Origin of the sequence: Nostoc sp. NMS2 (genome assembly GCF_017115105.1) — a bacterium.
Classification (GTDB): domain Bacteria; phylum Cyanobacteriota; class Cyanobacteriia; order Cyanobacteriales; family Nostocaceae; genus Nostoc.
This window is the reverse complement of sequence record NZ_JABXKH010000160.1, coordinates 12,924-38,659: the sequence shown is the minus strand read 5'-3', so window position 1 is coordinate 38,659 and position 25,736 is coordinate 12,924. Positions and strand designations below refer to the sequence as shown.

At 41.0% G+C, this 25,736-nt stretch carries 18 protein-coding genes and 1 pseudogene; 1 reads left to right on the top strand and 18 read right to left on the bottom strand.

Annotated features, from left to right (window positions below; translation table 11 throughout):
• Positions 1 to 38: 38 nt before the first annotated feature.
• From HWQ36_RS29120 to HWQ36_RS29035, 18 genes and pseudogenes are all read right to left on the bottom strand, one after another.
• Positions 39 to 1,280 (bottom strand): calcium-binding protein, encoded by a 1,242-nt coding sequence (locus HWQ36_RS29120; protein WP_292709330.1) that lies wholly within the window; start codon positions 1,278 to 1,280, stop codon positions 39 to 41.
• A gap of 275 nt (positions 1,281 to 1,555) precedes the next feature.
• Complete coding sequence (locus HWQ36_RS29115; protein ID WP_292709328.1) at positions 1,556 to 2,824, bottom strand: M10 family metallopeptidase C-terminal domain-containing protein; 1,269 nt, start codon at positions 2,822 to 2,824, stop codon at positions 1,556 to 1,558.
• Between the two features lie 328 nt (positions 2,825 to 3,152).
• On the bottom strand, positions 3,153 to 3,305 hold the full coding sequence (locus tag HWQ36_RS29110; RefSeq protein ID WP_292709326.1) for a hypothetical protein: 153 nt from the start codon (positions 3,303 to 3,305) through the stop codon (positions 3,153 to 3,155).
• Between the two features lie 6 nt (positions 3,306 to 3,311).
• Positions 3,312 to 4,574 carry a nif11-class peptide radical SAM maturase 3 gene (locus tag HWQ36_RS29105; protein ID WP_292709324.1) on the bottom strand — a complete coding sequence of 421 codons (1,263 nt, stop codon included), beginning with the start codon at positions 4,572 to 4,574 and terminating at the stop codon, positions 3,312 to 3,314.
• A 167-nt stretch (positions 4,575 to 4,741) separates the two neighbouring features.
• Positions 4,742 to 5,191: a Nif11-like leader peptide family natural product precursor gene (locus HWQ36_RS29100; RefSeq protein ID WP_292709322.1), complete on the bottom strand. Its 450-nt coding sequence runs from the start codon at positions 5,189 to 5,191 to the stop codon at positions 4,742 to 4,744.
• Positions 5,192 to 5,361: 170 nt separating this feature from the next.
• On the bottom strand, positions 5,362 to 5,811 hold the full coding sequence (locus tag HWQ36_RS29095) for a nitrogen fixation protein (protein WP_292709320.1): 450 nt from the start codon (positions 5,809 to 5,811) through the stop codon (positions 5,362 to 5,364).
• Positions 5,812 to 5,854: 43 nt separating this feature from the next.
• A complete protein-coding gene (locus HWQ36_RS29090; RefSeq protein WP_292709318.1) occupies positions 5,855 to 6,139 on the bottom strand; it encodes a hypothetical protein in 285 nt (94 codons plus the stop codon).
• Between the two features lie 181 nt (positions 6,140 to 6,320).
• Positions 6,321 to 7,442, bottom strand: coding sequence for a calcium-binding protein (locus HWQ36_RS29085; RefSeq protein ID WP_292709316.1), 1,122 nt, complete (start codon positions 7,440 to 7,442; stop codon positions 6,321 to 6,323).
• A gap of 66 nt (positions 7,443 to 7,508) precedes the next feature.
• Complete coding sequence (locus tag HWQ36_RS29080) at positions 7,509 to 10,607, bottom strand: tetratricopeptide repeat protein (RefSeq protein WP_292709314.1); 3,099 nt, start codon at positions 10,605 to 10,607, stop codon at positions 7,509 to 7,511.
• A 436-nt stretch (positions 10,608 to 11,043) separates the two neighbouring features.
• Positions 11,044 to 11,334: a hypothetical protein gene (locus HWQ36_RS29075; RefSeq protein ID WP_292709312.1), complete on the bottom strand. Its 291-nt coding sequence runs from the start codon at positions 11,332 to 11,334 to the stop codon at positions 11,044 to 11,046.
• 462 nt (positions 11,335 to 11,796) lie between these two features.
• The gene (locus HWQ36_RS29070; protein ID WP_292709310.1) at positions 11,797 to 12,576 is read right to left on the bottom strand and encodes a peptidylprolyl isomerase; all 780 of its coding nucleotides are present in this window, start codon (positions 12,574 to 12,576) and stop codon (positions 11,797 to 11,799) included.
• A 93-nt stretch (positions 12,577 to 12,669) separates the two neighbouring features.
• The gene (locus HWQ36_RS29065; RefSeq protein ID WP_292709308.1) at positions 12,670 to 14,217 is read right to left on the bottom strand and encodes an HlyD family efflux transporter periplasmic adaptor subunit; all 1,548 of its coding nucleotides are present in this window, start codon (positions 14,215 to 14,217) and stop codon (positions 12,670 to 12,672) included.
• Between the two features lie 178 nt (positions 14,218 to 14,395).
• Entirely contained in the window at positions 14,396 to 17,452 is a 3,057-nt protein-coding gene (locus tag HWQ36_RS29060; protein ID WP_292709306.1) for a peptidase domain-containing ABC transporter, read from the bottom strand.
• Between the two features lie 356 nt (positions 17,453 to 17,808).
• Positions 17,809 to 18,000, bottom strand: coding sequence for a hypothetical protein (locus HWQ36_RS29055; protein ID WP_292709304.1), 192 nt, complete (start codon positions 17,998 to 18,000; stop codon positions 17,809 to 17,811).
• A gap of 1,330 nt (positions 18,001 to 19,330) precedes the next feature.
• A complete protein-coding gene (locus HWQ36_RS29050) occupies positions 19,331 to 19,501 on the bottom strand; it encodes a hypothetical protein (protein WP_292709302.1) in 171 nt (56 codons plus the stop codon).
• Between the two features lie 105 nt (positions 19,502 to 19,606).
• Positions 19,607 to 22,324, bottom strand: coding sequence for a CHAT domain-containing protein (locus tag HWQ36_RS29045; protein WP_292709300.1), 2,718 nt, complete (start codon positions 22,322 to 22,324; stop codon positions 19,607 to 19,609).
• Between the two features lie 555 nt (positions 22,325 to 22,879).
• Positions 22,880 to 23,593, bottom strand: a complete 714-nt coding sequence (locus HWQ36_RS29040; RefSeq protein WP_292709298.1) for a hypothetical protein — start codon at positions 23,591 to 23,593, stop codon at positions 22,880 to 22,882.
• A gap of 845 nt (positions 23,594 to 24,438) precedes the next feature.
• Positions 24,439 to 24,747, bottom strand: a pseudogene (locus tag HWQ36_RS29035) (aldo/keto reductase); the annotation flags it as partial.
• A gap of 98 nt (positions 24,748 to 24,845) precedes the next feature.
• On the opposite strand from HWQ36_RS29035, the gene HWQ36_RS29030 reads away from it, so the two are divergent.
• Positions 24,846 to 25,472, top strand: a complete 627-nt coding sequence (locus HWQ36_RS29030) for a DUF1802 family protein (protein WP_292709296.1) — start codon at positions 24,846 to 24,848, stop codon at positions 25,470 to 25,472.
• Positions 25,473 to 25,736: the final 264 nt, after the last annotated feature.

Below are 25,736 nucleotides of genomic sequence, written 5' to 3'. Positions count from 1 at the left end.
TTAGATGCGTTTACCCTGTAATTATTCTTAAATAAGCACTAGGTAAACGTTATTGAGTCAGAGCTAATCTGGTTGAAAGTCACACCTGATAATAGTAATGTTCCTTGAGTTTGTCCTGTATTAAAATTGAAGAGAACACCATCATTGGTATCAGTTATGCTACCTTGAGAAAACATCTGATTTAAGCATTGATCGGTATCAATCTTACCCCAGCCATCAAATACAAGCTTATCGATGCCAACCTGAAAGTCTTGAATGACATCAGATTCATATTTTAACAAACTATCGTCACGCTTAAAAACAAATTTGTCATTGCCATCGCCACCAACCAAGAGATCACTACCAGTACCACCAATCAAAACATCATTGCCCGAACCACCATTCATTTTATCATTGCCCTTGCCCCCAAATAGCCAATCATTACCTTGACCCCCTTCGAGGATATCATTACCTTTTCCTCCCTTGAGCGTATCATCACCTAAGCTGCCATAAATTTTGTTATTACCGTAGCCTCCTATTAGGTAATCATTTCCAATCGTGCCGTATTTAACATCTTTACCCAAGTTGTTGATTAAAGTATCTCCTAAAAAGGTAACGGCACTGGCATTAACTTCTACTATCGTTATGTTGCTATTTTTATTAAACCTTTTTTCGTAAGTACCAATAACGTTTTCAGCGATAGAGTCCTGTTTATTATTACCATTAATATCAATAGCGTAATTGCTACTTTCTATAGTGACATTGCGACTACTACCAAGACTCAATTTGCTAATTCCCTTTGAGGAAATTAAGTTACCCCGGATGCCAAAATAATCTATGACTTTAGCTTTATTCGGATTTGTAGTATCTAGTACCAAGAAAGCCGTTTTTGACTTAGCTTGGTTATATTCAGCCCGAGGATTTTCAATTTCTTTAGCTGTCAGTGCTAAATCGGCAGAAAAATCGAAAGAAAAAGTTTGATTAGCGCCAACTGCAAAACTAGCAAGCACTTTTGTTTCACTGCTAGCACTACCACTATAAGTACCATCTAATCCAATGCCAGTGCTGTCAGAAAAAAGTGTTGAAAAAGTTGGGTCACTGTTAAAAAAAGTCGCCCTAGCTTCAGCAAGAGCTAGAGCTACACCATCTTTAACCAATGTGTTTGTCTGAGCATCAGTTGAAATTCCTAAAGCACTTTGACTGTAGTTATAGAAAAGGGCAGATCCTTGAGCATTTGCAAAATTAGGATTAGGATTAGGATTTGTAACAATTTGTTGTAAAAATATAGTTTCTGATGACATAAAAACCTCTTTTTACCTTGTTGTATGGGGTTTCCTGATACAGGATACTACGTTGTTGTATTATAAATATTCAGCTTCATCAAAATTTCACAGTGATGTTCGGTATTACTTAGCTAATCTAGAATTGAAAATCAATAATTCACATTTGCTTTATATAAGCATATGTATAACTTAACAAAAATTACCAAGGTGATAATACGCTTTGGATAAAAAGATTTTAGGTATTGAGAAACCTTGCATTACAATGTCTCTACCAAGGATTTCAGGCTGAACCTTTAGGTAAACTGTATTGATTGAGAGGTGTTAATCAGATTGCTACTCACACCTGAAATTAGTATTGTTTCTTGATTCAAGAAATAATTTAATGTGAAGACAGCACCATCTTTAGTATCCGTTATGTTTGTAATACCTAGCCTTCCCCAGTCATCTAGTACAATCTTATCAATACCAACCTGGAAATCTTGAATAACATCAAAGTCCTTTCTCAAAAAGGTATCGCCATATTTGAAAGTAAATGTATCATTACCATCGCCACCAACCAAGATATCATTACCACTACCACCAATCAGGACATCATTTCCTAAACCGCCATAAAGTGTATCATTTCCCTCGCCACCATCTAGCCAATCATTACCTTGGCCTGCGTCGAGGTTATCATTACCTTTGTTTCCATATAACTTGTCATCCCCCAAGCTGGCATAAAGTTTGTCCGCAGCGTTGGTTCCCGTTAGATTATCCCTCCAAATTGTGCCATAGATAACATCTTTACCCAAGTTGCCAATTAAAGTATCTCCTGCCAATTCAACAGCACTGACATTAATTTCAACTACAGTGATATTGGTATTGCGAGTAAAATTCCGTCGATAAGTCCCAACAGCACTACCATTGAGGAAATCAGTACCATTATCGCCATTAATATCAGAACTTTTATCACGACTGCTAATCGTAACATTGCCACTACGACCAAGGATTAGATTGCTAGTTTGATTAGAGGAAATTAAGTCACCCTGGAGACCAAAATAATCTAAAACTTTGGGTTTATTAGGATTTGTGGTGTCTAACACCAAAAAAGCAGTTTTAGACTGAGCTTTGTTATATTCAACGTTGGGATTTTCAATTTCTTTAGCTGCGAGTGCTAAATCTGCTGAGAACTCAAAAGAGAAATTTTGATAAGCACCAACCGTAAAACTAGCAAGTACCTTTGTTTCGCTATCAGAACTACCTGTAAACTGACCATCTAATCCAATGACGCTAGCATTAGTGAAAAGTGATGAAAAAGTTGGGTCATTGTTAAAAAAATTTGCTTGAGCCTCAGCAATGGCAATACCCACGCCACCTTTAACTAATGTGTCCGTCTGGGCATCAGTCAAAATTCCTGAAGCACTTTGACTATAGTTGAAATAAATGGTATTCCCTTGAGCGTTAACAAAATCAGGCTTAGGATTGGGCTTTAAATTGTTAATAGAATCGGTATTGTCTAAGAAATTTAAATTGATATTGGTCTTGGGAATACTTAATTCTGAAAGTGAAGCTTTTGATGACATAAAAACCTCTGTTCATTTTTTAGTTAATATTTTAATGAGTAATTATCTCGCAACTTACGAGCGAAATATAGGAATCTAGTTTGATTTATAAAAAGATATAGCGGTTCCCAGTTGAGTGAGGTACAAAAATCCCACCCCCAACCCCTCCCCGCTCTTCGATAGGGGGCTATGATGTATCTCATTTGATTAGGAAAAGCTATATGTAGTGCCGTGGCACAGCTAAATTAGTCCATTATAAAACTATGGGTGTTTCGCCCGTCCAGTGCGGGCAAGATGCCCACACCACAAGAAAATTTACCGATGGGTGTATGCTGTTTTGATAAAAATTTCAGCTTTTGTCTAAGACTTGCTTTGCTTTTAACAGCACTTTCAAGTAGGTTAATTGACTATTCCAAGCTGAACGGGGAAGCAAAGAGATTTTTTCTAATTCTTCAGATTGTAATGACTTAAAGTCTATTGTTTTTTCTGAATTTTCTGCCATGATGTATTACTCCGCTAGCGAATAAGAAACTTTAGGTTCTTGCTGCCAACTTTCCGGCCACTGAATGCTGTGAGCGCTAAATCGTAATGGGTCATTTACTGGCAAAGGAGTATCTGTAGGCTCCACAATTAGCTCAAACTCACCATTATCAAAGGGTAAACCTTTAGCTTTCACCTTGGGAATTACGCGCTCCCGCAGGTCTTGTGCTGCATGAACAAGGGCGCGATGATGACAGTAAGGATTATTACCTCTTTTGTCAAAGAAAACATGGGCAGTCCAACTGCAACCCCCACGACAAAGTTCAGCGTATTCGCAAGTTTTGCAGAAACCCCACAGGTGTTTTGTCCCTTCAGGTGTTCCTGCTCCCAGATTCAAGCGCAATTCTGCTGAGTTTTCAATGATGTCATGGAGCGATCGCTCTCTAATATTACCACCTGTGTAAGCGGTAGTCGGCAGCGAGGGACAACCTTTAATTGCTCCGTCAGCTTCAATTCCCAAAGTGGAGAGTCCGGCACCGCAACCTTGCCAAAATGAAAATTCATCCTCCTTTCCTCGTCCCCGCAACAGGCGTTCATAAGGGCCGTAGTAACCAATATTATTTCCCGCCTGAAGTTGCACACCTTCTTGATAAGCACGACGCGCTACCTGAGCAAGCATGGGGTAAATATCTAATAGTTCATAGGGTTGGAGGAGGATATCTGCATTGTCGGCTGCATTCCCCATTGGGACAGTGAGTTGAATTTGCCAAGCACGGGCACCTGCATCACGAATGCACTCATAGATGCGCGGAAACTCTGGTGCTGACAAGCGGTTAATCTGGGTATTGCAACCGAAGGAAATACCCACTTCTCGAAGATGGCTCATGGTTTTAAAGGCATATTTCCAAGAGCCTTTTTTTCCTCGGAGGCGGTCGTGAGTTGCTTCCAAACCATCAATAGAAACAGAGACAGTCTGAATTCCCGCTTCTTTCATTTTTTGGGCAGTTTCTAACGAAATGCCATAACCGCCGGTAGTCATACCACATAACATTCCTGCGTCGTTGATAGCTTTAGCAATTTCTAGCCAATCTGGACGCAGAAATGCTTCACCACCAATGAGAGTAACTTCTTTAATTCCAACTTCTGCCATCTGCTTGACAAGATTTAAAGCTTCCTCTGTGGAGAGTTCTTTAGAGCGCTCATGTCCAGCGCGGGAACCACAGTGACTACAAGCTAGATTGCACTTTAAGGTAATTTCCCAAACGGCGTAGCTTTTGCGGTGATATGTCATAGCTTAATTCTCAATCTCGGTTTTAGAAGTTGATTTTACTCAGTAGTGAATGAGGAGAAATACTCAGTTGGCGGTCTTTTATCTGACTTTTCACGGTATCTGGAAAACCTCTCTTCTATTTCTCTCTTCCTTTTAGGAGAGAGACATTCTGACTCCTGAATTCTTCTTCAATGTATTTCTGTCGGTACGACTACCCCGTATGACGCTTGTACAGGCGGATCGATTGCTATGACACCATACAGGGGTTGTGGTTGCGGCCATGGCTTGGGCCGTGGTCTAGGAATCCATTTAATAATTGGTGGTTTTTCCCATTCTTCAGGAGGTGGAAGTACAACACCATATAGGGGTTGAATGACTCGATTATTGGTGCTTGTAAGCCCACCAAAGGCTCCTACCAATTCTTCTTCACTTAGGTCGTCAAACTGACCTAATTCTTTTAATTCTAATATTTTAATCGAGGCTGTTTCAAATTCTTCTTGAGAAAAATCATAGCCACCTTCTTCCATGACTTTGATCGCGTCGTCGATTTTATCACTCATTAATTGAGTCAGAAAAGCTTCGTCTTTGACGAGTCTGATGACAAACTCTTTAACTTTCTCAAAAATTGATAAGGACATATTTTTACTGTCTCCTTTATTATCAGTTTTGGGGTGTAAAAATCAACCAATATTTACAGAAATATCTCAAGTCTGCAAATATCTAGTACCGCAAGGCGTAATTCGTAATTCGTAATTCGTAATTCGTAATTACCTATTTGCAAGGGTTTTAGACATTCCAAATGGGTGGCTTATTTACGCCGTGTTGTACTAGAAGGCTCTGCTGCTTGACGCAACTGCTCAGATGAAGAATAGTTATCTGTGATGATTTGCGGACATCGCATACAAGCTGCCTTGCCTTCTTGCTGCCACCAGCGACAATCTCGGCGGATAGAACAAGCTGGTAGTTGCTCTACTATTGCGGGCAATTTCTCAACAATTCCCATTGCTAGACGACAGTCTTTGCCATCAAAATGCTGACAACCCGATTCCGCACAAGATGCAGCTATGCGAAAAATTTCGGCAGGTGTAACTGGACTAGCTTTTGCTACCAGTTCATCTGTGATGGGCAGAGGTTGTTTAAGATAAGCTATCCGAGGTGCTGCTACCGTTCCACCAACTACGCCGAAGACAACAGCATCCACAGATTCGGGTCTAGCACTAGGGCAAAGGGTGGTCTGAACAGGGGTTATGTCTTTCATTAATGGGCCCTCCACCGAAAGAATATTCTTTAATACTTGAAGACTAGCTGGTAAGTTTAGCGTCATTTGGTAGTGCAATTAGCCCAACTATCAGTGGTGGACAAATTGGCTTAATCGGCTGAATTGGCTTAAAACCTGCGATGATAACATCCGGCTTAATGCTCAGTGCAACTTTTGTTGTTTCCGCAGTCAGACCACCTGTAACTCCTGCCGCTTCGTCGTCAGACAAAGTTTCTACTAATTCTCTGCGTGTTATTGCATTGACAATGGCATCATCAATAAGGTCATTGATTTCCATCTGATGGTTGTATTTTTTGTTTTCTGACATGTTTCAGTTCCTCTAAGATAAAATTTTTCCGAAATTCCGATTAGTTGTGAAGGGTTATAGAGATACGAAATTCGGCTGGGCTGGGCTACGCGCCCCTACAGGGTTTTGATCGCAAAGCAAATAATCAAAATTAATTAGAGGATGCGTGAAAAGTATTCTTTATGACTTTTCAAACAACCTCTTAAACAATCTGTATACTAGACGCGACTTCTGCTGCTGTTGCTCCAATCACTACCCCTACGATGTCTAGACCCAAGTTAGACGAAGTAAGATCAGCAGCAATTATGGTATCACTTACCCCACTCCCGAAAACATCCGCTTCGATTAGCTGATATCCAATCCCGTCTTGTAACTGGATGCGATCAACCGTCTGATCGAAGTCGCGTTGCAGCGCCCCGTTGTTCTCCACACCAATCACAGCCGCATCAAACAGGCTCAAGCCTTGATCTTGAGTAGAACCGCCGAGGTAGTAGTATTGTCCATTACCTCCGAGTACAAATAGGTCTGCCCCAGCCCCACCGGTTAAGAGATCGGTTTCCCCAAACCCTGGTGCTATTCCTCCAAAAACGTCTTGGCTACCACGACCGATACCTACGAGGACATCATTCCCTGAAGCACCAAGGAGGGTATCATCATTGCCACCTCCTTCGAGGATGTCATTACCGCTGTTGCCATTTACTGTATCTTGTCCGAGATCGCCGAACACAAAGTCATTTCCGACACCGCCATCAAGATTGTCGTTGCCATTGCCGCCTTCTAGCCGATCGTCTCCACCATCACCACTTAGGCTGTCATTGCCAGCTTCTCCGTAGAGGGAATCATTTTGACTTAGCCCGAATATCTGATCGTCGCCGTCACCTCCAAAAAGTGTATCTACACCTCCACCTGTGAAGCTACTACCACTTGCCCCTTGGATGAAGTCGTTGCCAGTTCCCCCCTCAATGCGATTACTGCCACTGACTCCCAGGAGGCGGTCATTACCGCTTCCGCCCAGAATGGTATCATCACCCTGGCCACCTTGAATAACGTCATCGCCATCACCACCATCTAGTCTGTCGTTACCTGAACCACCATCGAGTAGGTCATTGCCGAGGCCACCCAAGAGTGTATCATTGTCGTCTCCCCCAAAGAGGCGATCGTTACCATCGCCACCATCTAAAAAATCTCTACCCTGGTCGCCTTGAACTAAATCATCTCCCCCTAATCCAAATAGAGTATCGTTACCAAAACTTCCAAATAGCTGGTCTGTTACAGCAGTCCCTTGAATTAAGTCATTACTGCTAGTTCCTCGTTTTAAAGCCATAAACTTTATCTCCTTAATTTTACGATTTAGATTGATATGGTTTTGCCATCAGGTAAGACTACCCGTTTAACTACAAATCTTGAGTGAGTCAAGCTGTGCAATTTCTTTGGGCTGGGTGTGGTAGATTTGTGATAAGTTCATGTTGGCTTGTTGGTGTTGGAGATTCAACTCCAAAGTTTTTTGATAACAAGCGATCGCTGCTTCTATCTCTCCTTGTTCTTGCAGTACCACACCCAAGTTATAATGAGCCTCTACTAAATCAGGCTTTTGGGCGATCGCAGTTTGATAGTAAATACCAGCACTTTTCCAATCGGCTACTTGTTTGCGGCCCATGCCGAGCCGATAATTTAATTCACCATAGTAGGCTTGTTTCTCTGTTGATAGCTTGCCTTGGGCAAAAAGCACATTCCCTAAATTGACTTCTGCTTCTATGCAGTTGGGCTGAAATGCCAAAGCTTTTTGATAAGATGCGATCGCTTCTTCCCACTTACCTTGTTGCTGTAAGGTGTAGCCCAAATTGTTGTAAATTGTCGCGGCATCTGGTCGCAAAGTAATCGCTTTTTGATAAGCTAACTCAGCCTCTGATAATTGTCCTTGGGCTTGACGCAAATTACCTAAACTAAACCAAATTTTCACAACATTAGGCTGAAATTCCGAAGCTGCACTCAAAAATTTCTCTGCCTCTACCAAGGCACCTTTCTGCTGTGCCAACATCCCTAACCCATATAATGCTTCTGAATAGTCTGATTGTTTTTCTATTACCTGACGATATAGCTGTTCAGCTTCATCTAGGCGATTAGTTCGATGAGATTGAACTGCAAGTTGAAAGAGTTCAGCAACATCTTTAGCGTCAAATTGCCTTGGTTTATTAACCAATTGCAAAATAAAATCTTCCAGCGCTCTAACTGGTTTTAAATCACCATATAATTTATGTTTATTTTCTGCAACTTGCCGGGAGATATATTGACGATATGCAGCATCTTTCCCTAGCCGGATGGCGATTTGGATATATTCTCCTTTTCTTGAGGCGATGGTCTCTTCTATACCCATCATCTTTAAAATTGCCAAAGAATGCCGTCCCCGCATTAGTTCTCCTGGCAAGGTGACAACGGGAATATTATGGGCAATAGATTCGAGGGTAGAGTTACATCCAGACCAACCAATACTATCCAAGAAGACATCTGCTAAGGCTGTAGTCCCAGCAAATTTACTCTCATTCATGGAAGATAAAAATAAACAGTGATTTTCATAATCCAAGCCTAATGCTGCAAAAGCATGGTTTAAGCGCTGGCGAAATACTTCTGTAATATCTTCAATTTCGTGTTTAATAAATACAAATTTAGAATTGCCTAATTCTTTAGCTATTAGGGGAAAAACATCATCATGATTAGGCAAATATTTATATAATGACTGGCAACACCAAAAGAAAATTTCATCTTCTTTTAAACCAATATCTGCTTTCTTAAGCTCCTGTGGCTGAATTTCTAAAGGTGTATAATAAATAGATAGATTTGGTAATCTAACTAATTTTTCTGTATAGTGTTCTTGAGCATTTTCCGGTTCCATTAAGTCACTGCTCAAGTAATAGTCAATAGTCGGTAGTCCACTAGTATCAGGGTGTCCCCAAGAGGTCATTTGAATTGGCGCTAATCTGAGACAACCCAGTTTGATTGTCATTGAGTCCATTCCAAATTCTGGGAAAATCAGAATGTGTAATTTATCTTCTTTTATTGCCTCGCGCCATTGCTCGATTGAACGAACACCTTGAACAAACTTATCAAAAACCTTATTAGCGCTAATTGTGGAATAATCTTTTTTGACCGCAGTATAATAACCAAACAGTTCAAACTCATTTCGATCTAGATTTTCTACCCAACCCTTAATAGGGATTTTCCAATTAGAGTGATTACAGAAAAATCCAGAGACGATACCAATCCGAACCTTTTGATTTTTATCTAAATTGGGTAGAATAAGCGGCTCACAATCTTGGGGATAGCGACTCGACATAATCTGGTAAATCATTTCCCCATAAGTCTGCTGTAAATTGCGGTCATTTAAACCTTGATATGTCAAGTAAAAAGGCTGTAATGACCCAACAGCATCAGATGCTTTTGCCCGTTCTTCCTGATTAGTTAATTGATAACTCTGGGCTAAATTTTGTAAATGCTGTTGATATTGATTTCGTCTGAATTCAATTTCATCAACACTAGAATAGATGATTGGCAGTTGGCTGATACAAATACCAAATTTAGCCGGATTATAGTTTGGCGTAACTTTGACGGCTTGTTCAAATGTCTGTACTGCTTCTTCTATTTTGCTGCGATCTCTAAGTAGCGCTCCTAAGTTGTAATAGATATAATCAACATCAGGTCGAATTTTAATAGCTTGCTTATAAGATTCTATAGCGGCATCAAACCTATTTAGTGAGTTGAGAGTATTTGCCAAATTGTTATGGGTAATTGCCAAATCAGGTTTAATCGCTAAGGCTTTTTTGTAAGCTTCTACTGCTTCTTCCCGGTTGCCTGTTTGCTGTAAAATATGACCTAAGTTGTGATAGGCATAAGGATAGTCTGGTTTAATTTTTATTGCTTTTCGATAAGACTTCAGAGCATCATTTAATCGCCTTTGTTGTTGGAGAACCTCTCCTAAATTATTATGAGCCTGTACCAAGTCTGGCTGTAATGCAATAGCCTGCCGATAATATAACTCTGCAATCTTCAAATCTCCTGCCTGTTGCCTACCTAGACCAAACTGCTGATTTAAGTCTGCATAGTAGATTTGCTCATCTGGTGACAGCTTTCCTTGAATGTGGAGAACATTACCTAGATTGGCTTGCACTTCAATGGAATCGGGTAGAGTTTCCAATGCTTTTTGATAACAAGCGATCGCTTTATCCAATTTACCCTGTTGTTGCAGAGTAAACCCCAAGCTATTGTGTATTGCTCCTGCTTCTGCTTCTGGCTGTAATTGCAAAGCTGTTAAGAAAAATTGTTCTGCATTTTGATATTCTCCTCGTTCCTGCGCCAGCACCCCTAACCCATATAATGCCTCTAGCTGATTGGGACTTACCTCTATAATTTGATGATAAACCTCTTCTGCTTGGGTAAAGCGCTGCGCTCGATGATGTTGAACCGCGAGTTGGAGAGCCTCAATAACTGTGTTCATAACTTAATGTATATAAAAATACTTTGTTGAATATATTTCCTTGTTCCTATATCTGCGTTCCTAGTATTTGCCATCACAATTAATAGACATCTCCAGAAATTAAATATGCGTTATCCAGAACCCTTGTAGAGACGTAGCAGTGCTACGTCTCTACATTCTTTTTTGGAGATGTCTAATTAACCCGACATCATACGACTGTTAGCCCACAGCATCTTTTGATTCAGGGCGGGCAAACAGCACAAAGCTTTAGGATAGGTTGAGTACTAAATATTGTAAAAATTTATTGCGGAAACAGTTATTTGAAATTGAATGATGTAGCTTATGTAAAAGCTGAAGGCTCAAATGAGCAAAGAGCCTTCAGCTATTTATGAATCTAATAGGCTTTCGAGCCTAACTCTACTTGCAGGAGTTGCTACTCTTTGTGAGTAGAGTTTAATTATGGTTTTGCGGTAGCAGATACGGAGAAGGAGTTAGCCGAAGCATTATAAGCATCGGTATTGGTGAAGCTGTATACTTGAGCTACTGTACCGTTACCGGTTGCGTTAGCTTGGCCTTCAGCAGTAGCTGCGCTACCAGTAGCGATAACGTTAGAATTTATAGATTTAGAAATGTTGAGGCTTTCGTTGATGACAACTCCGATCAATACGGCCTTAGTAGCAGTAAAGAGGACACCACCAAGAATTTCTTCAGAGGTATTTTCCAAGTAGTTGAGGTCTGAAATAATCATTTGAGTTTCTCCTTAAGATTGTAACTTTTTTTGGGCGTTTTTGGTGTAACCAACTTGTTTCGGTTGGCTATGTAATTACTATAGTTTATTCCTCGGAAAAGTCAATACTTTTCTGGGGATTTTTTGATTAAAAAAACTAATATATTTCCCGCAAAGAATAATCATAAATAGTATTAATTTATCGTCGAAATAATTGCACTAAAAAACTAGGCAAAAATTTAAATTTTTGTTGCCCAGCAAGAACTACAGCGATTAATATTAATTTTTAATCACGCAAAACTAGCGCTTAATTAAATGTATTTACTAATGCCGCTAACACAAAAGTATTAATTTTTTAAACACAAAAATTCAGTGTTGTTAATATTTCTGAAACTAGAGCATCTACCCTAAATCAGGGGAGACAATTAGCTACAAAAACATTTGGATTTAATGAACTATTTAGTGTGGGTGAAAAACTCCGGCTTAAACCAGTTCTAGCAATTCCTCCTGCGATCGCATATTTGCATCCGAATCTATGTGAGTGACTATATTCATCGTGTTGATTTGTTGCTTTAACCAATCAGAAAATGATTCTGTAATGATTTTTTGGCGCAACTGCTCATCTAGTTGGGGTTGAATGACTTCTTCTACCCAAATTAAATGCACTCCCTTGGGAGTCGTAATCGGTTTGAGAGCTTCTGGTGGTGCAGCAGCAAATACAGCTGCTGCAATCTCGGGACGAAAATCTTTGCGGTATCTGAGTCCTTGATATCCATAAGTACGACGGAGTTCTGGGTCTGGGATATATAAACGAGCAATTTCAGGAAAATTGACCTCGCCTTCTTCTAGAGCATAAAAAAGCTCCAAAGCCAAATCGCGATCCTCGAAAATGACTTCGTAAGTAACGGCGGCAACATAATCTAGTTGGCGTTCATAAAAGTGCTTTTCGAGTTGAGCGGAAAATAAATGATTCGCTAACTTCCCCGAAAGGATGTTGTTGTAAGCTAATTCTTCAAACTCATTCACAGACAGGTGGTGTTTTTCTAGCCATGTCCAAGTGTCTTTAGCTCTAACAAGCTTCTTGGCGAACCGTAAGTCATCTCCTTCTTGTTGTAGTTCTTCTGGTGTGACTGTAATTCCTGCCTCTTTAGCTGCTTCGACAATAATGCTTTGGGATGCGATCGCTTCCACAACATCAGGGATCTGACAGGAAAGTTTAAGGCTGTGAATGATATCTGAAGTAGAAATGGTCAGATTTTGCATAACACGATATCTCCAATAATTAAGGGGATTGGGCATGGGGCATTGGGCATTGGGTTATTAATTCTTCTCCCTCATCTCCCCCGATCGCTCTGACTAAATCTCCAAACCGCCTTTTTGCAGCTTTTTGAATGGATCTAAAACAAAGTCAATCACGCGGCGCTGGCGAATGATGACTTCAGCATTTGCGGTCTGACCGGCACCTAATGGAATACGTTTGTTGCCAGTTTGGACATATTGCTGATCTAAAGTGATTTCTAACTCATAGATTTCAATGTTCCCTTGGGGTGTTTGGCTAACTTTCGAGTCAGGAGAGATCCAAGTAACTTTCCCTTGGACGATGCCATACTCTTGGAAAGGATAGGCATCAAACTTAACCTTGACTGGCATTCCTACCTTCAAGAAACCACTATCTTGATTAGGTATATTTGCTTTGAGTACGAAGTCTGTATTTTGGGGTGCGATTTGGGCTATCCTTTGACCAGGTTGCACTACTGCTCCTGGCTTAGTGGTGGGTAATTCAAAAATCACTCCATTAATGGGCGATCGCACCACTCGTTGCTGCATCTGCACTCTTATAGATGTAATCTGGCTTTTAGTCTGAGCAACTTCTGATTGCGCGGCTGTGATTTGTGCCTGGATGTCTTTTAGTTGTTCCTGATTTTTCATCACAGCCAGTTTTCCGGCTTGGATCAAACTTTCATAACTACTTTGTTCCTCTTGCAATCTAAGTTTTGCTTGTTTAATATCAGACTCCAACGTATTGATAGTTACTTGATAACGATTTAGCTCTCCTGTTAACTGCAATTGGGCTTGTTTGATATCTGATACAGCCCTGCGATAGAGTCGTTTGCTTTCTTGTTCTTCTTTTTTGAGTTGATCAACTTGAGTTGCCGAAACTGCACCATCCTGAACAAGTTTGCTAAAGCGTTGAACTTGCCGAGAATCTATACTCAACCGAGCTTGGGCTGATTGCTGATCGTTGTTAGTGGTGTAAATCTGCTGCTGTGCTTGTTCAACTAATGCTTGTTTTTCTAACTTTTGCAGGTTCTGGCTACTCAATTTGGCCTCAAGGTTTTGCTTGGCCTGGTTAACTTGAGCCATTTTTTCTAATTCTTGAGATTTATTTTGTTGCTCTAAAAGGCTAGTTGACATGAGGAGTTGATTTTTGAGCAATTCCAACTGCGACTGCCGATTTTGCAGCCCTTGCAATTTGCTCTGAGTCTGTTGCAGTTCTGTTTGCAGCAAATCAGACTCTAGTTCTACTAAAACCTGTCCGGCTCTAACTGTATCTCCTTCTTTGACCATAACTGTTTTGACACTCCCACCAGCTTGAGCGTCTAATTTTTGCGTTGCGCCTTTAGGTTCTATCCGGCCTCTAGCGCTACCTGTCTCATCTACTTTTGAGAGAGTTGCCCAAGGCAAGAACAGACCAGCAAAGGCAATGAGTACATACAACAAACCACGAGTCCAAAGTCGAGGTAAGGCATTGAGCAGTCCTTCGGTACCATAGTGCAAGTCAAGACTTGTACTTTCTGTCTCTGTCTGCTGGTTAACTTCTCCAGATTCTTCTTCTGATGTGTAACTTTGGTACTCATCTCGTTCATCTTGGGGAAGTGGGGATGATCTATTGGGAGATGGCATAGTTTTATTTCCGATAACAGTAGGGAATGGGGAGTGGGGAATGGGGAGATGGGGGAGTGAGGGGGATGAGGGAGACAAGGAGGACAAGGAGGACAAGGGGGGAATTATTGAATAGTCTCTTCCTTGTCTCCCCCCTCTTCCTTGTCTCCTTTGTCTCTTCTTCATGCCCCATTCCCCATCAACTAACTTGAGCCAGTTGTTGTTGATTCAGGTAGTAATAATGACCTTTTTTCGCGATTAATTCGTCGTGAGTGCCGCTTTCGACCAAAACGCCTTGGTCTAAAACTAGAATCAAGTCAGCGTTGCGGACTGTAGAGAGGCGATGGGCAATAATTACACTTGTGCGCCCTTGGAGAATTGTTTTGAGGTTGTTTTGAATAATTCGTTCTGATTCGGAATCTAGGTGGCTAGTAGCTTCATCAAAGAGTAATAAGCGAGGATTTCCGAGCAAAGCGCGAGCGATCGCTAGACGTTGGCGCTGTCCGCCAGAGAGCATACCGCCGCCTTCACCAATTTCAGATTCGTAACCCATTGGTAGTTTTTGAATAAAATCATCGGCTCCGGCATATTTTGCGGCTTGGATAATTTCTTCTAAAGAGGCATTTGGATGAGCGATCGCAATGTTTTCTCGAATAGTCCCACCAAATAGAAAAGTATCTTGGTCTACAACGCCAATTTGAGAACGGAGCGATCGCAACGAAATACCACTAATATCACGACCATCAATCAGTACTTTGCCATTTGTCGGAGGATATAAACCCAAAATCAACTTACTGAGGGTTGTTTTTCCAGAACCACTGCGCCCCACCACTGCAACCATCTGTTCTGGTTTGATTTCAAAGTTAAGATTTTCTAAGACGTTAGTCTGACTTTCTGAGTGATAGCGAAAGGTGACATTTTCAAAGCTAATGTTACCGCGTAGCTTACCCAACGACTTCCGGGGTTTCGTTTCTAAGTCTTCTTCTGGTTCCGCCTCCAACACATCATTGATGCGTTCGGTGGAAATTACAATTTCCTGCAATTGATTCCACAGCATAGCCAACCTCTGGAAAGGACTCAAGACGTTACCCACCAACATATTGAAAGCAACTAATTGTCCAATAGTCAGTTCGCCATTAATTACCTGGATCGCCCCATACCACAACAATGCAGTATTGACAAACGTTTGGATCACACCACTGATAATTTGCAGGCGATTGCCGATTATCTGGGCATTAAAGGCTTTTTTAACCAAATCATTCAGCAATTCTTCCCAGCGCCAGCGCACAGTCTGTTCAATAGACAATGACCGGACGGTACGAATTCCGCTTAGGGATTCGATGAGATAGCTTTGTTCTTTAGCGCCTGCATCAAAAATCTCTCTGGAGATGCGGCGCAAAATACTTGTGCTAGCCAGTGCCAGGATAAAAAAGGGCGGGACAGTACATAGCACAAATAATGACATCCGCCAGCTATAAGAGAACATCAAGGCCAGATAAACCACTAATGTCAGCATATCCAGCACAATGGAGAGTGTCTGACCAGTGAGAAACTGTTGAATTTTCTGGTTTTCTTGGATGCGTGAGACTATATCCCCCACAAAACGCGATTCAAAATAGGAAAGGGGCAAACGGAAGGTATGTTTGATAAACCCTACGAGTAGGGAGACACTAACGCGGTTAGCAGTATGAAATAGCAGATATTGCCGTACAGCGTTGACCGCGACACCAAACAACCCAAAAATAATCATCCCCAAACCAATGGCGTTTAAGGTTGTAACGCTGCGTTGCACAAGGACTCTATCGAGCAACAACTGAGTGAATACCGGCGTTACCAGTCCAAATAATTGGATTAATATCGAAGCTACAAAGATTTCTAATAGTGTCCGATAGTGAGGCTTGATTAACTCAAAAAATTTCCAGAAGCTTGTACTTTCGTTTTTAGTATTTTTTAATAGGGCTGTAGGTTGCAGCAACAAGGCATAACCACTCCAACCTGCTTGAAATTCAGCTTTTGTCAAGCTGCGTTGACCAAGAGCAGGGTCACATACAATCACTCGCTTTTTCGTGATTTCATAGACAACGATGAAGTGCTTACCTTCCCAGTGGACAATTGCAGGTAAAGGTTGTTCTGCCAATTTATCAAGAGTAGCTTTCACCGGACGGGTGGAAAAACCCAGGTTTTCTGCTGCTGCTGCCATAGCTTTCAGAGATGCACCACTGCGGCTGACGTTGGTCATATCCCGCAGGCGATTGATACTAAAATGCTTACCCCAATAGTTACCAATCATTACTAAGCAAGCAGAGCCGCAATCAGCAGTGCTTTGTTGGGCATAGAAGGGATAGCTCTTGGTGATGCGTCTCCACCAATGCCCTACTTGCACTTTCGGACTAGGAAAGTAAAAACGTGACTTTTTTGGTTGTTGTTCTGACTGCTGCTCTCGTTGAGGAAAAGGAATAATTTTGGATTTTGGAGATTGAGAAGTTTTTTCCCTAGTCCTCAATACCGAGTCGCCAGTTCCTAATCCCCATTCCCCTAATTCTGGGAAGTATTCTAGTGCTGTTTGCAGATGTGAGTTTTTCAGAATGTAAGCAATCGTTGGTTGTGTTGCTTGCCAATCACCTTGTTTTGGTTTTGCAGAGATTGTGCCTGGTGTCAAAAAATGGTCTTGAGAATGCCGCAGTTGGCCTCTATACAATAGCCACAACTGGGAATCTTGGGATATTTGTGGACTTATAGAACCAGTTTCTAGTTGATGCCGTTCAAAGAGAGATAAGGCTTTGAGCATCCCTGGAATTTGTGATGTATGGCAGGGGAATTGTGAGGTTTGGCGACATAACAGCAGTAAATCCCATAGTTCTGCATGGGTGTATAGGCGATCGCTAATGTTAGGATACTTGTCTATTAATATTTGCAGTACATCTTGGCTGAAATAGCCAAGTTTTAAGTTTGTCGAAGCTCTAACTACATAAGGACTAAACTTGGCTTCGGGAAACAGAGTCACTTCGCCGAAAATAGACCATGCACCAAAGGTAGTGATTAAATTCTCAGAGCTATCTAATAGTCGAACTTTACCTGTAAGGATAATGTAGATACCAGGATTAGTCTGTGCAGATTGCCAAAACTGCTTTGCTACTGGCGGCTCCACAATCTCCATTGCTGCCAATAGGTTTTGTAATTCTTTTTCTGAAAGCTTTGCACCCAAGGTGTACAAAAGCCTTTCGCCTATATGTTGCTCAGAAAGCACTGATGGCATTTTCTAATCTCCAACTAAATAAAAGTATGGTTTTATACTGCTATGTCTGCAAGGAAACTTTAAGCCTCCTGAGAGGAAATAGCTTTGTCTTATACATAAAAGGTATTTTTGCCTGGTAAGCAGCCCCCTTGATATGACAAGGGAGCAGGGAAGCAGGGAGCAGGGGAGAAAAACACCAGGGATTGCCCACTACAAATTGCAGTCCGCTAAATCACCGCCAGCCCTCAGTTTCCAGCACTTTTTTCATGCTTAGTACTGTTACACAGTTCATCTAGACTGTCTTTACTGAATAAGCTGTGTTCGTAGTTTGTGATTAAAAGGAATTATTTTCAGATCAAAATTTGGTGAATCGATCGCTATGAGAATTCTCCTAGATCGCAATCACCAGCCCCCGGTATTTTTTCCAGATATTGATTGTGAGAAAAATTTCCTGGCTGAAAATTAGCTTCCATGCCGTTGCATACCTGACGTGCAAAAAGCGTTAAAAGCTTGATTTTACATATCCCTAGCTTTTCAACAGCCTTGTCGTTAGTAAAATGGTGTGACATAATTGTTATTAATTGCACTAAGTCGTAAATTATGGGCAAACGTAATCCATCGTAGTTGTGTGATCAAAGCCTGACAGCAAAAACACTGCAACTACGCTGCTGACTAATCTTATAGGGTTAATCAGAGGTTTACAAAATGTGCATTTGTGAACCGGTGTTTTTACCCTAGAATTTCCCGATTCTAGGGTATTACCTCCGGGAGCAGCTTCAGTCTACAGCCCATAACCTCCAACATTATAAAGCTGGTTTCGGGCAGGCTACAGTCAATAGACAAGAAAAGCCATAACGCACATCAAAATTTCTTGAGATTTTTCTAGTGACGAAAATCTCACTTAAATATCACTTTGGTTTGCTTGAAAGATACTAAAGTCAGTCTTTTTCAAGCCGTCTTTAGAGTCCTGGAGCGTACACTTAAGACAATATGTAGTTTTTACTACACCTCCTATAGAATAATTAGTGCTAGTGCTTAAATAATTTTGCAAAAAGCATATTTACATAATTAGCTTACACTGATTAATCTAAAATTTGAATAGTTTATGCATTTTTTAGTGTAAATTTTCTGAAATATTACGTACTAGATAACTTTTAGCCAAAAAAATACAGTTAGAAAGCATCTATACATTAAATCTTTAAACATTTGAGAGACACAGTATGGTGCAAGTCATAATACCTTATATTCTAACCTCACTCATTTCAGAAAAACGCTCATCATATTTGTTCAAACGACAATATTGCTTAATCCTCCTCTAATACTTTTACACAAGAAACACCCAAAAGCGCGATGTTCTATCCGCGTTATAAATAAAGGGTAATTTCGGTTCAGGAACGATAACCAACACGAATAATCCTTGATTTGCTTGGCTTTTATGACTTTTGCCCAATCTATCAAGACTTTTATGCCTTTCGATAGAGGCGAACACAAAAACCCTGCCATATACGGAAGTCGATAATTTTAGCGTTATTAAAGTTCAGTCATTGTTATTCCACAGTAAGGGGTCAAACTTTTCATAAATGAGAGTTGTAAAAGCTTTGAACTTTTATTATTTTTAAACTTTTATACTAAGTTGTTTAAATTAGCAGTGAGTTTAAACATATTAATTATGTGATCAAGCTCACAGACTAATAAATTAAAGATAGCTGGGAAATTAACGAACTAGAATACAAATTAGCAGTAAGTAGGTTGGTGCAATTAAAGCTAACTCGCTAAGGCTGTCGTTTGTCCTTTGTCACTTGTACTGAGCGTAGTCGAAGTATTAGTCATTAGTAAGGGTATTAAGCCTATTTACGTTTCGTAACATACTTGGTTTTTTCTTCGCGCTAACTTACTTCATTAGACGTAGGTTGGGTGAAGCGGAGCGCAACCCAACCCAACATATATCAGAATGTTGGCTTTGGCAAAGCCTCCAACGCCACTTGCTACAACGCTCTTAGCCCGCGCAACGCAGTGGCTCCCCAACCTACGATTATCTTTAACTAGCCCTTTCAAGGTGGGTAAAACCATACTCGGTATGGAAATGCATTCATTGAGTTAGAGCCTCAATGTATCACTGGAGGCAGCAGCCTTTAATCAGCCATTCTCATGCTCTGTATGGGCCATGTGCCCAAGTTACAACCAATTGCCAATCAACACATAGGCAGACCAGAAGCTTGGTGCTTTGTAGTTAGGGTGTTGCAACAGTTGTAGCTGGGCAAGGTGGACAGCTTTGGCTTTGGTGATTTTGCCACTCTTGAGTTCTCGATAGAAGGCACTAACAAACATTGCCGTTGATTCATCATCAATCTGCCACAGTGAGGCTATGGTACTGCGTGCGCCAGCCCGGACAGCTGCTCCTGCAAGACCCAGTGCTGCACGGCTGTCTCCTGCTGCTGTTTGGCAAGCACTTAAAACTAGTAGCTCTACTATGGTTTTACCCTGACTGCGAAAAAGAGTATCAAAATCTTTGACATTGATCTGACCATCGAAATCCAAAATAAAAGTCTCTTCAAGGCGGGAACTAAACTGACCGTGGGTTGCTAAATGCACTATGTTGAATGAAGCAGCACTAATTTCACCCTCTAAATTCTTTTTCTTAAAATCTCCATCTAGTAGGCTAGTTGTCGAGACTCCTGCTTTGGTAATGCCGTCGAATTCAGATTTGATTGCAAGCAACGGTGCAAACTTGGAAAAACCTGGTGGCGGCTGAGTCAGTCCTGCGGTTAGCGCTCTTAGCTGCTGTTTTACCAGTGGTTTAGGATCGAGGAGTTGCAGACCCACGCTCAGAGCAATTGCATATTTCTCTACCAAGTATTGCTTACCATCGTATAAAGCTGCCATTGGTAAATTGCGTAAGGAACCATCCAGGATGAACACTAGGGTATCTACCCCACTTTTTTGCAATTTTGACTCAATGGGTTGAATCAGCCAGTTGTAGACTTGATGCGCCTGGGTTTGGACGACTTTGGTAGCGGTGGGATCGACAAGATTTTTTCGCAGTTTTACTAAGAGTTTCTCTACTTCTGTATGGGAAATCGGAGTAGTGTAGCTTTGCAGGGGTTGTTTGGGAATTTTGACAATAACCTGGAGTTCGTCAGGAAGAATAATCGGATAAAGGATGGCAGCTGTGGGATTATCTTTATCCACCATTTGATCGAGGGCTACTCTCTGTCCTTGTAGGCAAGTTTCTCGAAAGAAGTCGTCTAATTCTGCTATTTGCAGTGCTTCAATGCGTTGGCGTGCTTTCTCCAATATTTTTTGATCTGGTTTTCCTCCTTGAGATTTTAGCAGTAACTCTACTGACTCTCGGTAGATGGGTTCTACGCTGTCACGAAAGTTGAATTGTACATCTTGGTTAACTACGTCTTTATTGACTACTAAATCTCTGCGAAGGGACTGGAGAGTTTCCACAGCTGCATCATAGGCCGCGATCGCACCATTCATGTCTTTTTGTGCCCGCAGCAATCTACCTAACTGCCATTCTAAGGTGTAGGTGATTTCTGGTGCATTGCTGCTCTGTGCTAAAGCTAATCCTTGCCGGGTAAGCTCTTGCGCGGATGACAACTGTCCGGTTTGTTCATATAAGCCGCCTAAACTCTTTAGTGAGTATGCTTCTGCCCGCTTGTCCCCTAAACTGCGGGATTGCTCAATGGCGCTGGCGAGTAATACTGCTGAGTCTTTGGTGCTGAATCCTGGGTAGTAATGCTGACTGGATGCTTGCAATATACCACCCTTGACTTTTGCCAAACTTTGGGAAAAGTTAACGTGAGCATAAATGTTAGCCCGGCTGGGAGGAAGTTGAGCGAGTTCGGACTCAATCAACGGTAAGAGAGTTTGAACCTCTGCCCATCGTTGATCTTCAATCAGTAGGCTCAGGTAATTGAGGTGGGCTTGGACTTTTATTAAGGTTGGGGGAGATGCTGCAACTGTTTGTTGATAATAGGCGATCGCCAGTAGGTTGTCTTTTTGTTTACGGGCATTATTCCCCAGGCTGAACAGACTGGCTGCAATATCTGCGCTTGATTGCAGATGTCGAGCAATCGTCAGACTTTCTTCTAGCGCCTGACGTGACTTTTGCAAATCGCCCACTACTAAAAGAGCATCACCGAGCGATCGCAAACTCACTGTCTTTTCTATAGAATCTGGTTGAGATTTTAACGTCTGACTTACCCGATCGAGTGTTTTGACAGCGCGGGGGTAAAATCCTTGGGTTCGCCACGCCTGTGCTTCATTGATTAGCGATCGCACCACGCCACTTTGATTATCCGCTTGCCTGTAAATTGATTCTGTCTGCTGCCAAGTTACCAAAGCTGCCTCGGCTTGTCCCATTCTCAGTTGGAGACGACCTTGAATATCCAGTGATTGGGCCAAGATTTGGAGATTTTGGCTTTCATCTTGTCCTTTGAGTAAGTTTAAGCTCTCTGTAATTGCCTGCTGTGCTTGACTCCATAAACCAAGTTGCTGATAAGCTAGAGAAAGATTACTCAGTGTCGCTGCCAGTCTAAGGCTTTCTCCTTGCTGCTTATATGCTTGGACAGCCTGTTGTAAAACTTCTACCGCCTTAGCAAAGTTACCAGAATTGTATAAAAATTTGCCCTGTTGAAGTAGCGAGTCTGGTTCATTCACCACACCCAGCGATGTCAAATTGTTAATTTGTATTTGGGACGAGGAATTAATTGAGCCAGGAACTTTGGCTAGCACAGGTGAACCCAAGATGCATAGCAAAGCTATCAGGAAGTACAAAGGTAAACGCAACAAGTAAGCCAGTGTGGTTTTATGCCAACGCCCTGGCTGCTTCTGTATTTTAACTTTTACAGAATTCGCGCCAAAAATCCTAGTTGTTTTAACCATAAGCATGACAAGAAATAATTGATAACCAGGAACCCACAGGATTTACTGTAAGTGTTTGGGCTATCAGGGTAATGTTACCATTCACATCCATGACTCATGCCTGAGCTTCCACAATCTTATTTATCATGGCTGGGATGATTAAACTGTATTGTCACAGATTCCATATAATTAGACATCTCCATGAAGAAGAATTCAGCTATTCTGAATGGGCTAAACGCCCCGCTATTGCTAACAGGAGCGGAGCCGGAGACGTTTCAGTTGCTCCAGTCAGAATTAACAAGCTCGCAGACTCGCTCATAGCGAAGACATATTGTTCGCCCAGCGTGCAGGAGGCTTTATTCTGAACGGTAGTTGCTCTACTTGGGGAGAACTCCAAGACCGCACTACCTCCTCCTGTTAGCGGATAGCTAGTACAGTACGGCGGAAATAAACAGACCATTTAAAATGTCTAAAACCGTTACGCAACGGTAATTACGAATTACGAATTACGAATTACGAATTACGCGAAGCGGTACTAGGGTTTAGCCCGTCCTGAATTCTGTTCGATAAACCTAATCATTTTAGAACGGATGACTTAATTTCTTGCTCTATCTGATTACTAATAATCTCAGATCCCATAGTAGGTTTATCTAGGTTAACCCTAATAAAATTAGTTTTATCTTTTCCTGTAAATTTTTTATCATTATCTGAGTCTTTGATAATTTTTAGAAAAATTGCATTTTGACTTGGAACAACAACCCAATTGATGATTTGAGTATTGTTTGGGGTAATTTGCTGAAGATTCTTACCTGATAAATCAGAAAGATAGCCAATAGTAGCATCTTCGCTGTTAATTTTTGTATCTATATTTGTATCTTTATCAAGGATTTTATACAACCAAACTCTTGTAGGCGGCTTCTCTACGGCTTTTATCTCTAATAAATCAAAAGAGGCGATAATGGCTTTTTTATCTAATAAAATATGAGCTTCACCATCTTGCTTACGATAAAATATGATGTTAGATAATTGGTTATTTCTCTCATAAGAACGTGAAAAGCTTAAATCAATTTGTTTATCTTCGTTCTGCTCTGGAAGAACAACGGGAATCATTAAATAATCTGATTGCTCTTTAATAATTAAATTTCCATAGACAAGATTCGCTTCGGGTTTCGATTTATCTGTTACTTGTGCCTTTTCTGTTTTTGTGCTAGTAGAAGACTTACAAGAAAAAGAAAGGATTGTGATAATAATAACTGTAGTAATTTTATTTAAAAATCTATTGTATTTCATCAAATTTTCCTAACAGGATACATTACTATTCTATTTTCTTCGCTGCTTTAAAATTATTTATAGTCTTAATTTAAGTTTATATTCCAATTCGCTTGGGTTAGCGCCAAAACCCTTAGAGGATGTTTGAAAAGTCCTCTTCTCGGTAGCAAAACGTTTTAGATCCCCCTAAATCCACGCCACTTGCTTCACTTAGGGAGACCACGCCAGATGCTCCACTTGGGGAGACCCCAAGACCGCACTGGCTCCCCAAGACCGCAGTGGCTCCCCTTAAAAAGGGGGACTTTAAGAAGTTTTCCCCCCTTTTTAAGGGGGGCTAGGGGGGATCAATAAGTACCTAAAATCACAGCCAACCACTTTTCAAACAACCTCTTAAATTGCGTATTAGTTTATATTCATAAAATGCCAAAAACCTGGTCAAGGTTGACCAGGTTTTATCGAGTTTACAGGGTTTCAAATTGTTAAACTAATTAAGTAATTGAAAGTTAATAACTAGGGTGGACTAAACAATTAACAAACTCAGCATTCTTGCGTTTTTCTGCTTTGGGATTTGGCTTTGCCTTCTACATTAGGCTTTTGCCACTTTTGTAATCTTGATATGCTGAAATTTGCTTGGGTTTATGACAGGGGACACTAAGTCATTTCCCCATTTAATTTGCTTTTATTTTGTTTGGTGTCCTACTATTTAAAGTATCACTTAGTTTGTAAGTTGCAACTCTTCGTTTACTAAAGTTGATGTTTTGTTAAATTTTGCAATCTAGCACCAGATATTTGATCCCTGACTATCTTTTTAAGATATTTGAGGGGATCTTCGAGAGATCAGCATAGCTAATCAAACTGCATTGTCATCAAGTCCTCATAATTTGACTCTCATCCAAACAATTGCTGAGAATACGTCCAATTGCATCAATTTTTACTAATTGGGTAGGATAAAGCTTAATATGGGCGGCTAATGCCTTATCTAGTGCTTGTTGGGGATAACGCGCCCTGCAATAGCATTGATTTGGGGTTGGGCAATTAACCACGGCAAAGCTAACTGAGCAAGGGTACAATTATGAACAAAGGGCTATGGAACGTAATTTTTGTAGCCTTTGTTGAGCATATTCAAAGTTTTCGCGTTGAAACAGTTTATTTTTAGCACGATTATCTGCTGGGTTGCTAGCGATCGCTTTTTTATAACTGCTTTCTAATTCATTCCCTTGGACAGTTTCACACTTTATCGATCTTAGCTTGAATTAAATCAGAGTTACAGTAGATGCTGATGGAATTGACTACAACTTTTCATGCTCTCAAAGAATGGGCAGTCGCCGTAAATGCTTTGGAAAGTGGTAAAACAATTATGTTGCTCCGCAAAGGGGGTATCCATGAACGAAATGGAAATTTCCAAATTGCCCAAAAGCAAATTTTGCTTTACCCTACTTATGAACATCAACAAGCTTTCATGCTCAAAGCTGAGTATGCCGATCGTGTTTATCCAGTAACATCAGGTTGGCATCCAGAGACAGTTCGCATCGGCAGTTGGGCTGAAATTACAGATATTTTGCCAGTTAGTGACGAATTTCTTGTCAACGCCTTGCTTCCATTCCATATTTGGAACGAGCATTTTATTAGCGATCGCCTTAAATGGAAACCACGTCAACCCCTTTATATTATCCTCCTGCGGACATATAAACTACCCCAAGAGCAAGAAATTCCTTATCATCCTAAATACGGCGGCTGCAAGTCATGGATTGATTTAGATCAACCAATTGACTTGCAAGAAACAACACCAGCTTTGTCTGACTTTGCATACACCCAATTAGTACAGACAATTCGCGGCATTGTCGGCGACAAAATGGCCAGAAAGATTGATATGCTCAATCACAACTCGACCTTTGGCTAAACCTCGATTGTATTGCTGTTAAGTTGTTCAATTTGAGATGTGTAACACAAGAAATAACACGTTCTTACTTTAGAGCAAATACATTTTTTATGTATGGAGATTTCCCCCTGCTCCCTGCTTCCCTTCCCCCCTGCCTCTTCAGTCAGGAGTCAGAATTCTGGCTCCTGACTTCTGTTTGTTAGAAATACAGCAGATTGCAAATTCCCGACCCACGCTGAAAACAGTAGTTATTGTTACACACGATCGCAAAAAACGCGGATAACA

Coding starts and splice junctions, on each gene's coding strand:
- HWQ36_RS29120 (WP_292709330.1), bottom strand. CDS start 1,280: ATGTCATCAGAAACTATATTTTTACAACAAATTGTTACAAATCCTAAT.
- HWQ36_RS29115 (WP_292709328.1), bottom strand. CDS start 2,824: ATGTCATCAAAAGCTTCACTTTCAGAATTAAGTATTCCCAAGACCAAT.
- HWQ36_RS29110 (WP_292709326.1), bottom strand. CDS start 3,305: ATGGCAGAAAATTCAGAAAAAACAATAGACTTTAAGTCATTACAATCT.
- HWQ36_RS29105 (WP_292709324.1), bottom strand. CDS start 4,574: ATGACATATCACCGCAAAAGCTACGCCGTTTGGGAAATTACCTTAAAG.
- HWQ36_RS29100 (WP_292709322.1), bottom strand. CDS start 5,191: ATGTCCTTATCAATTTTTGAGAAAGTTAAAGAGTTTGTCATCAGACTC.
- HWQ36_RS29095 (WP_292709320.1), bottom strand. CDS start 5,811: ATGAAAGACATAACCCCTGTTCAGACCACCCTTTGCCCTAGTGCTAGA.
- HWQ36_RS29090 (WP_292709318.1), bottom strand. CDS start 6,139: ATGTCAGAAAACAAAAAATACAACCATCAGATGGAAATCAATGACCTT.
- HWQ36_RS29085 (WP_292709316.1), bottom strand. CDS start 7,442: ATGGCTTTAAAACGAGGAACTAGCAGTAATGACTTAATTCAAGGGACT.
- HWQ36_RS29080 (WP_292709314.1), bottom strand. CDS start 10,607: ATGAACACAGTTATTGAGGCTCTCCAACTCGCGGTTCAACATCATCGA.
- HWQ36_RS29075 (WP_292709312.1), bottom strand. CDS start 11,334: ATGATTATTTCAGACCTCAACTACTTGGAAAATACCTCTGAAGAAATT.
- HWQ36_RS29070 (WP_292709310.1), bottom strand. CDS start 12,576: ATGCAAAATCTGACCATTTCTACTTCAGATATCATTCACAGCCTTAAA.
- HWQ36_RS29065 (WP_292709308.1), bottom strand. CDS start 14,217: ATGCCATCTCCCAATAGATCATCCCCACTTCCCCAAGATGAACGAGAT.
- HWQ36_RS29060 (WP_292709306.1), bottom strand. CDS start 17,452: ATGCCATCAGTGCTTTCTGAGCAACATATAGGCGAAAGGCTTTTGTAC.
- HWQ36_RS29055 (WP_292709304.1), bottom strand. CDS start 18,000: ATGTCACACCATTTTACTAACGACAAGGCTGTTGAAAAGCTAGGGATA.
- HWQ36_RS29050 (WP_292709302.1), bottom strand. CDS start 19,501: ATGGTTTTACCCACCTTGAAAGGGCTAGTTAAAGATAATCGTAGGTTG.
- HWQ36_RS29045 (WP_292709300.1), bottom strand. CDS start 22,324: ATGGTTAAAACAACTAGGATTTTTGGCGCGAATTCTGTAAAAGTTAAA.
- HWQ36_RS29040 (WP_292709298.1), bottom strand. CDS start 23,593: ATGAAATACAATAGATTTTTAAATAAAATTACTACAGTTATTATTATC.
- HWQ36_RS29030 (WP_292709296.1), top strand. CDS start 24,846: ATGCTGATGGAATTGACTACAACTTTTCATGCTCTCAAAGAATGGGCA.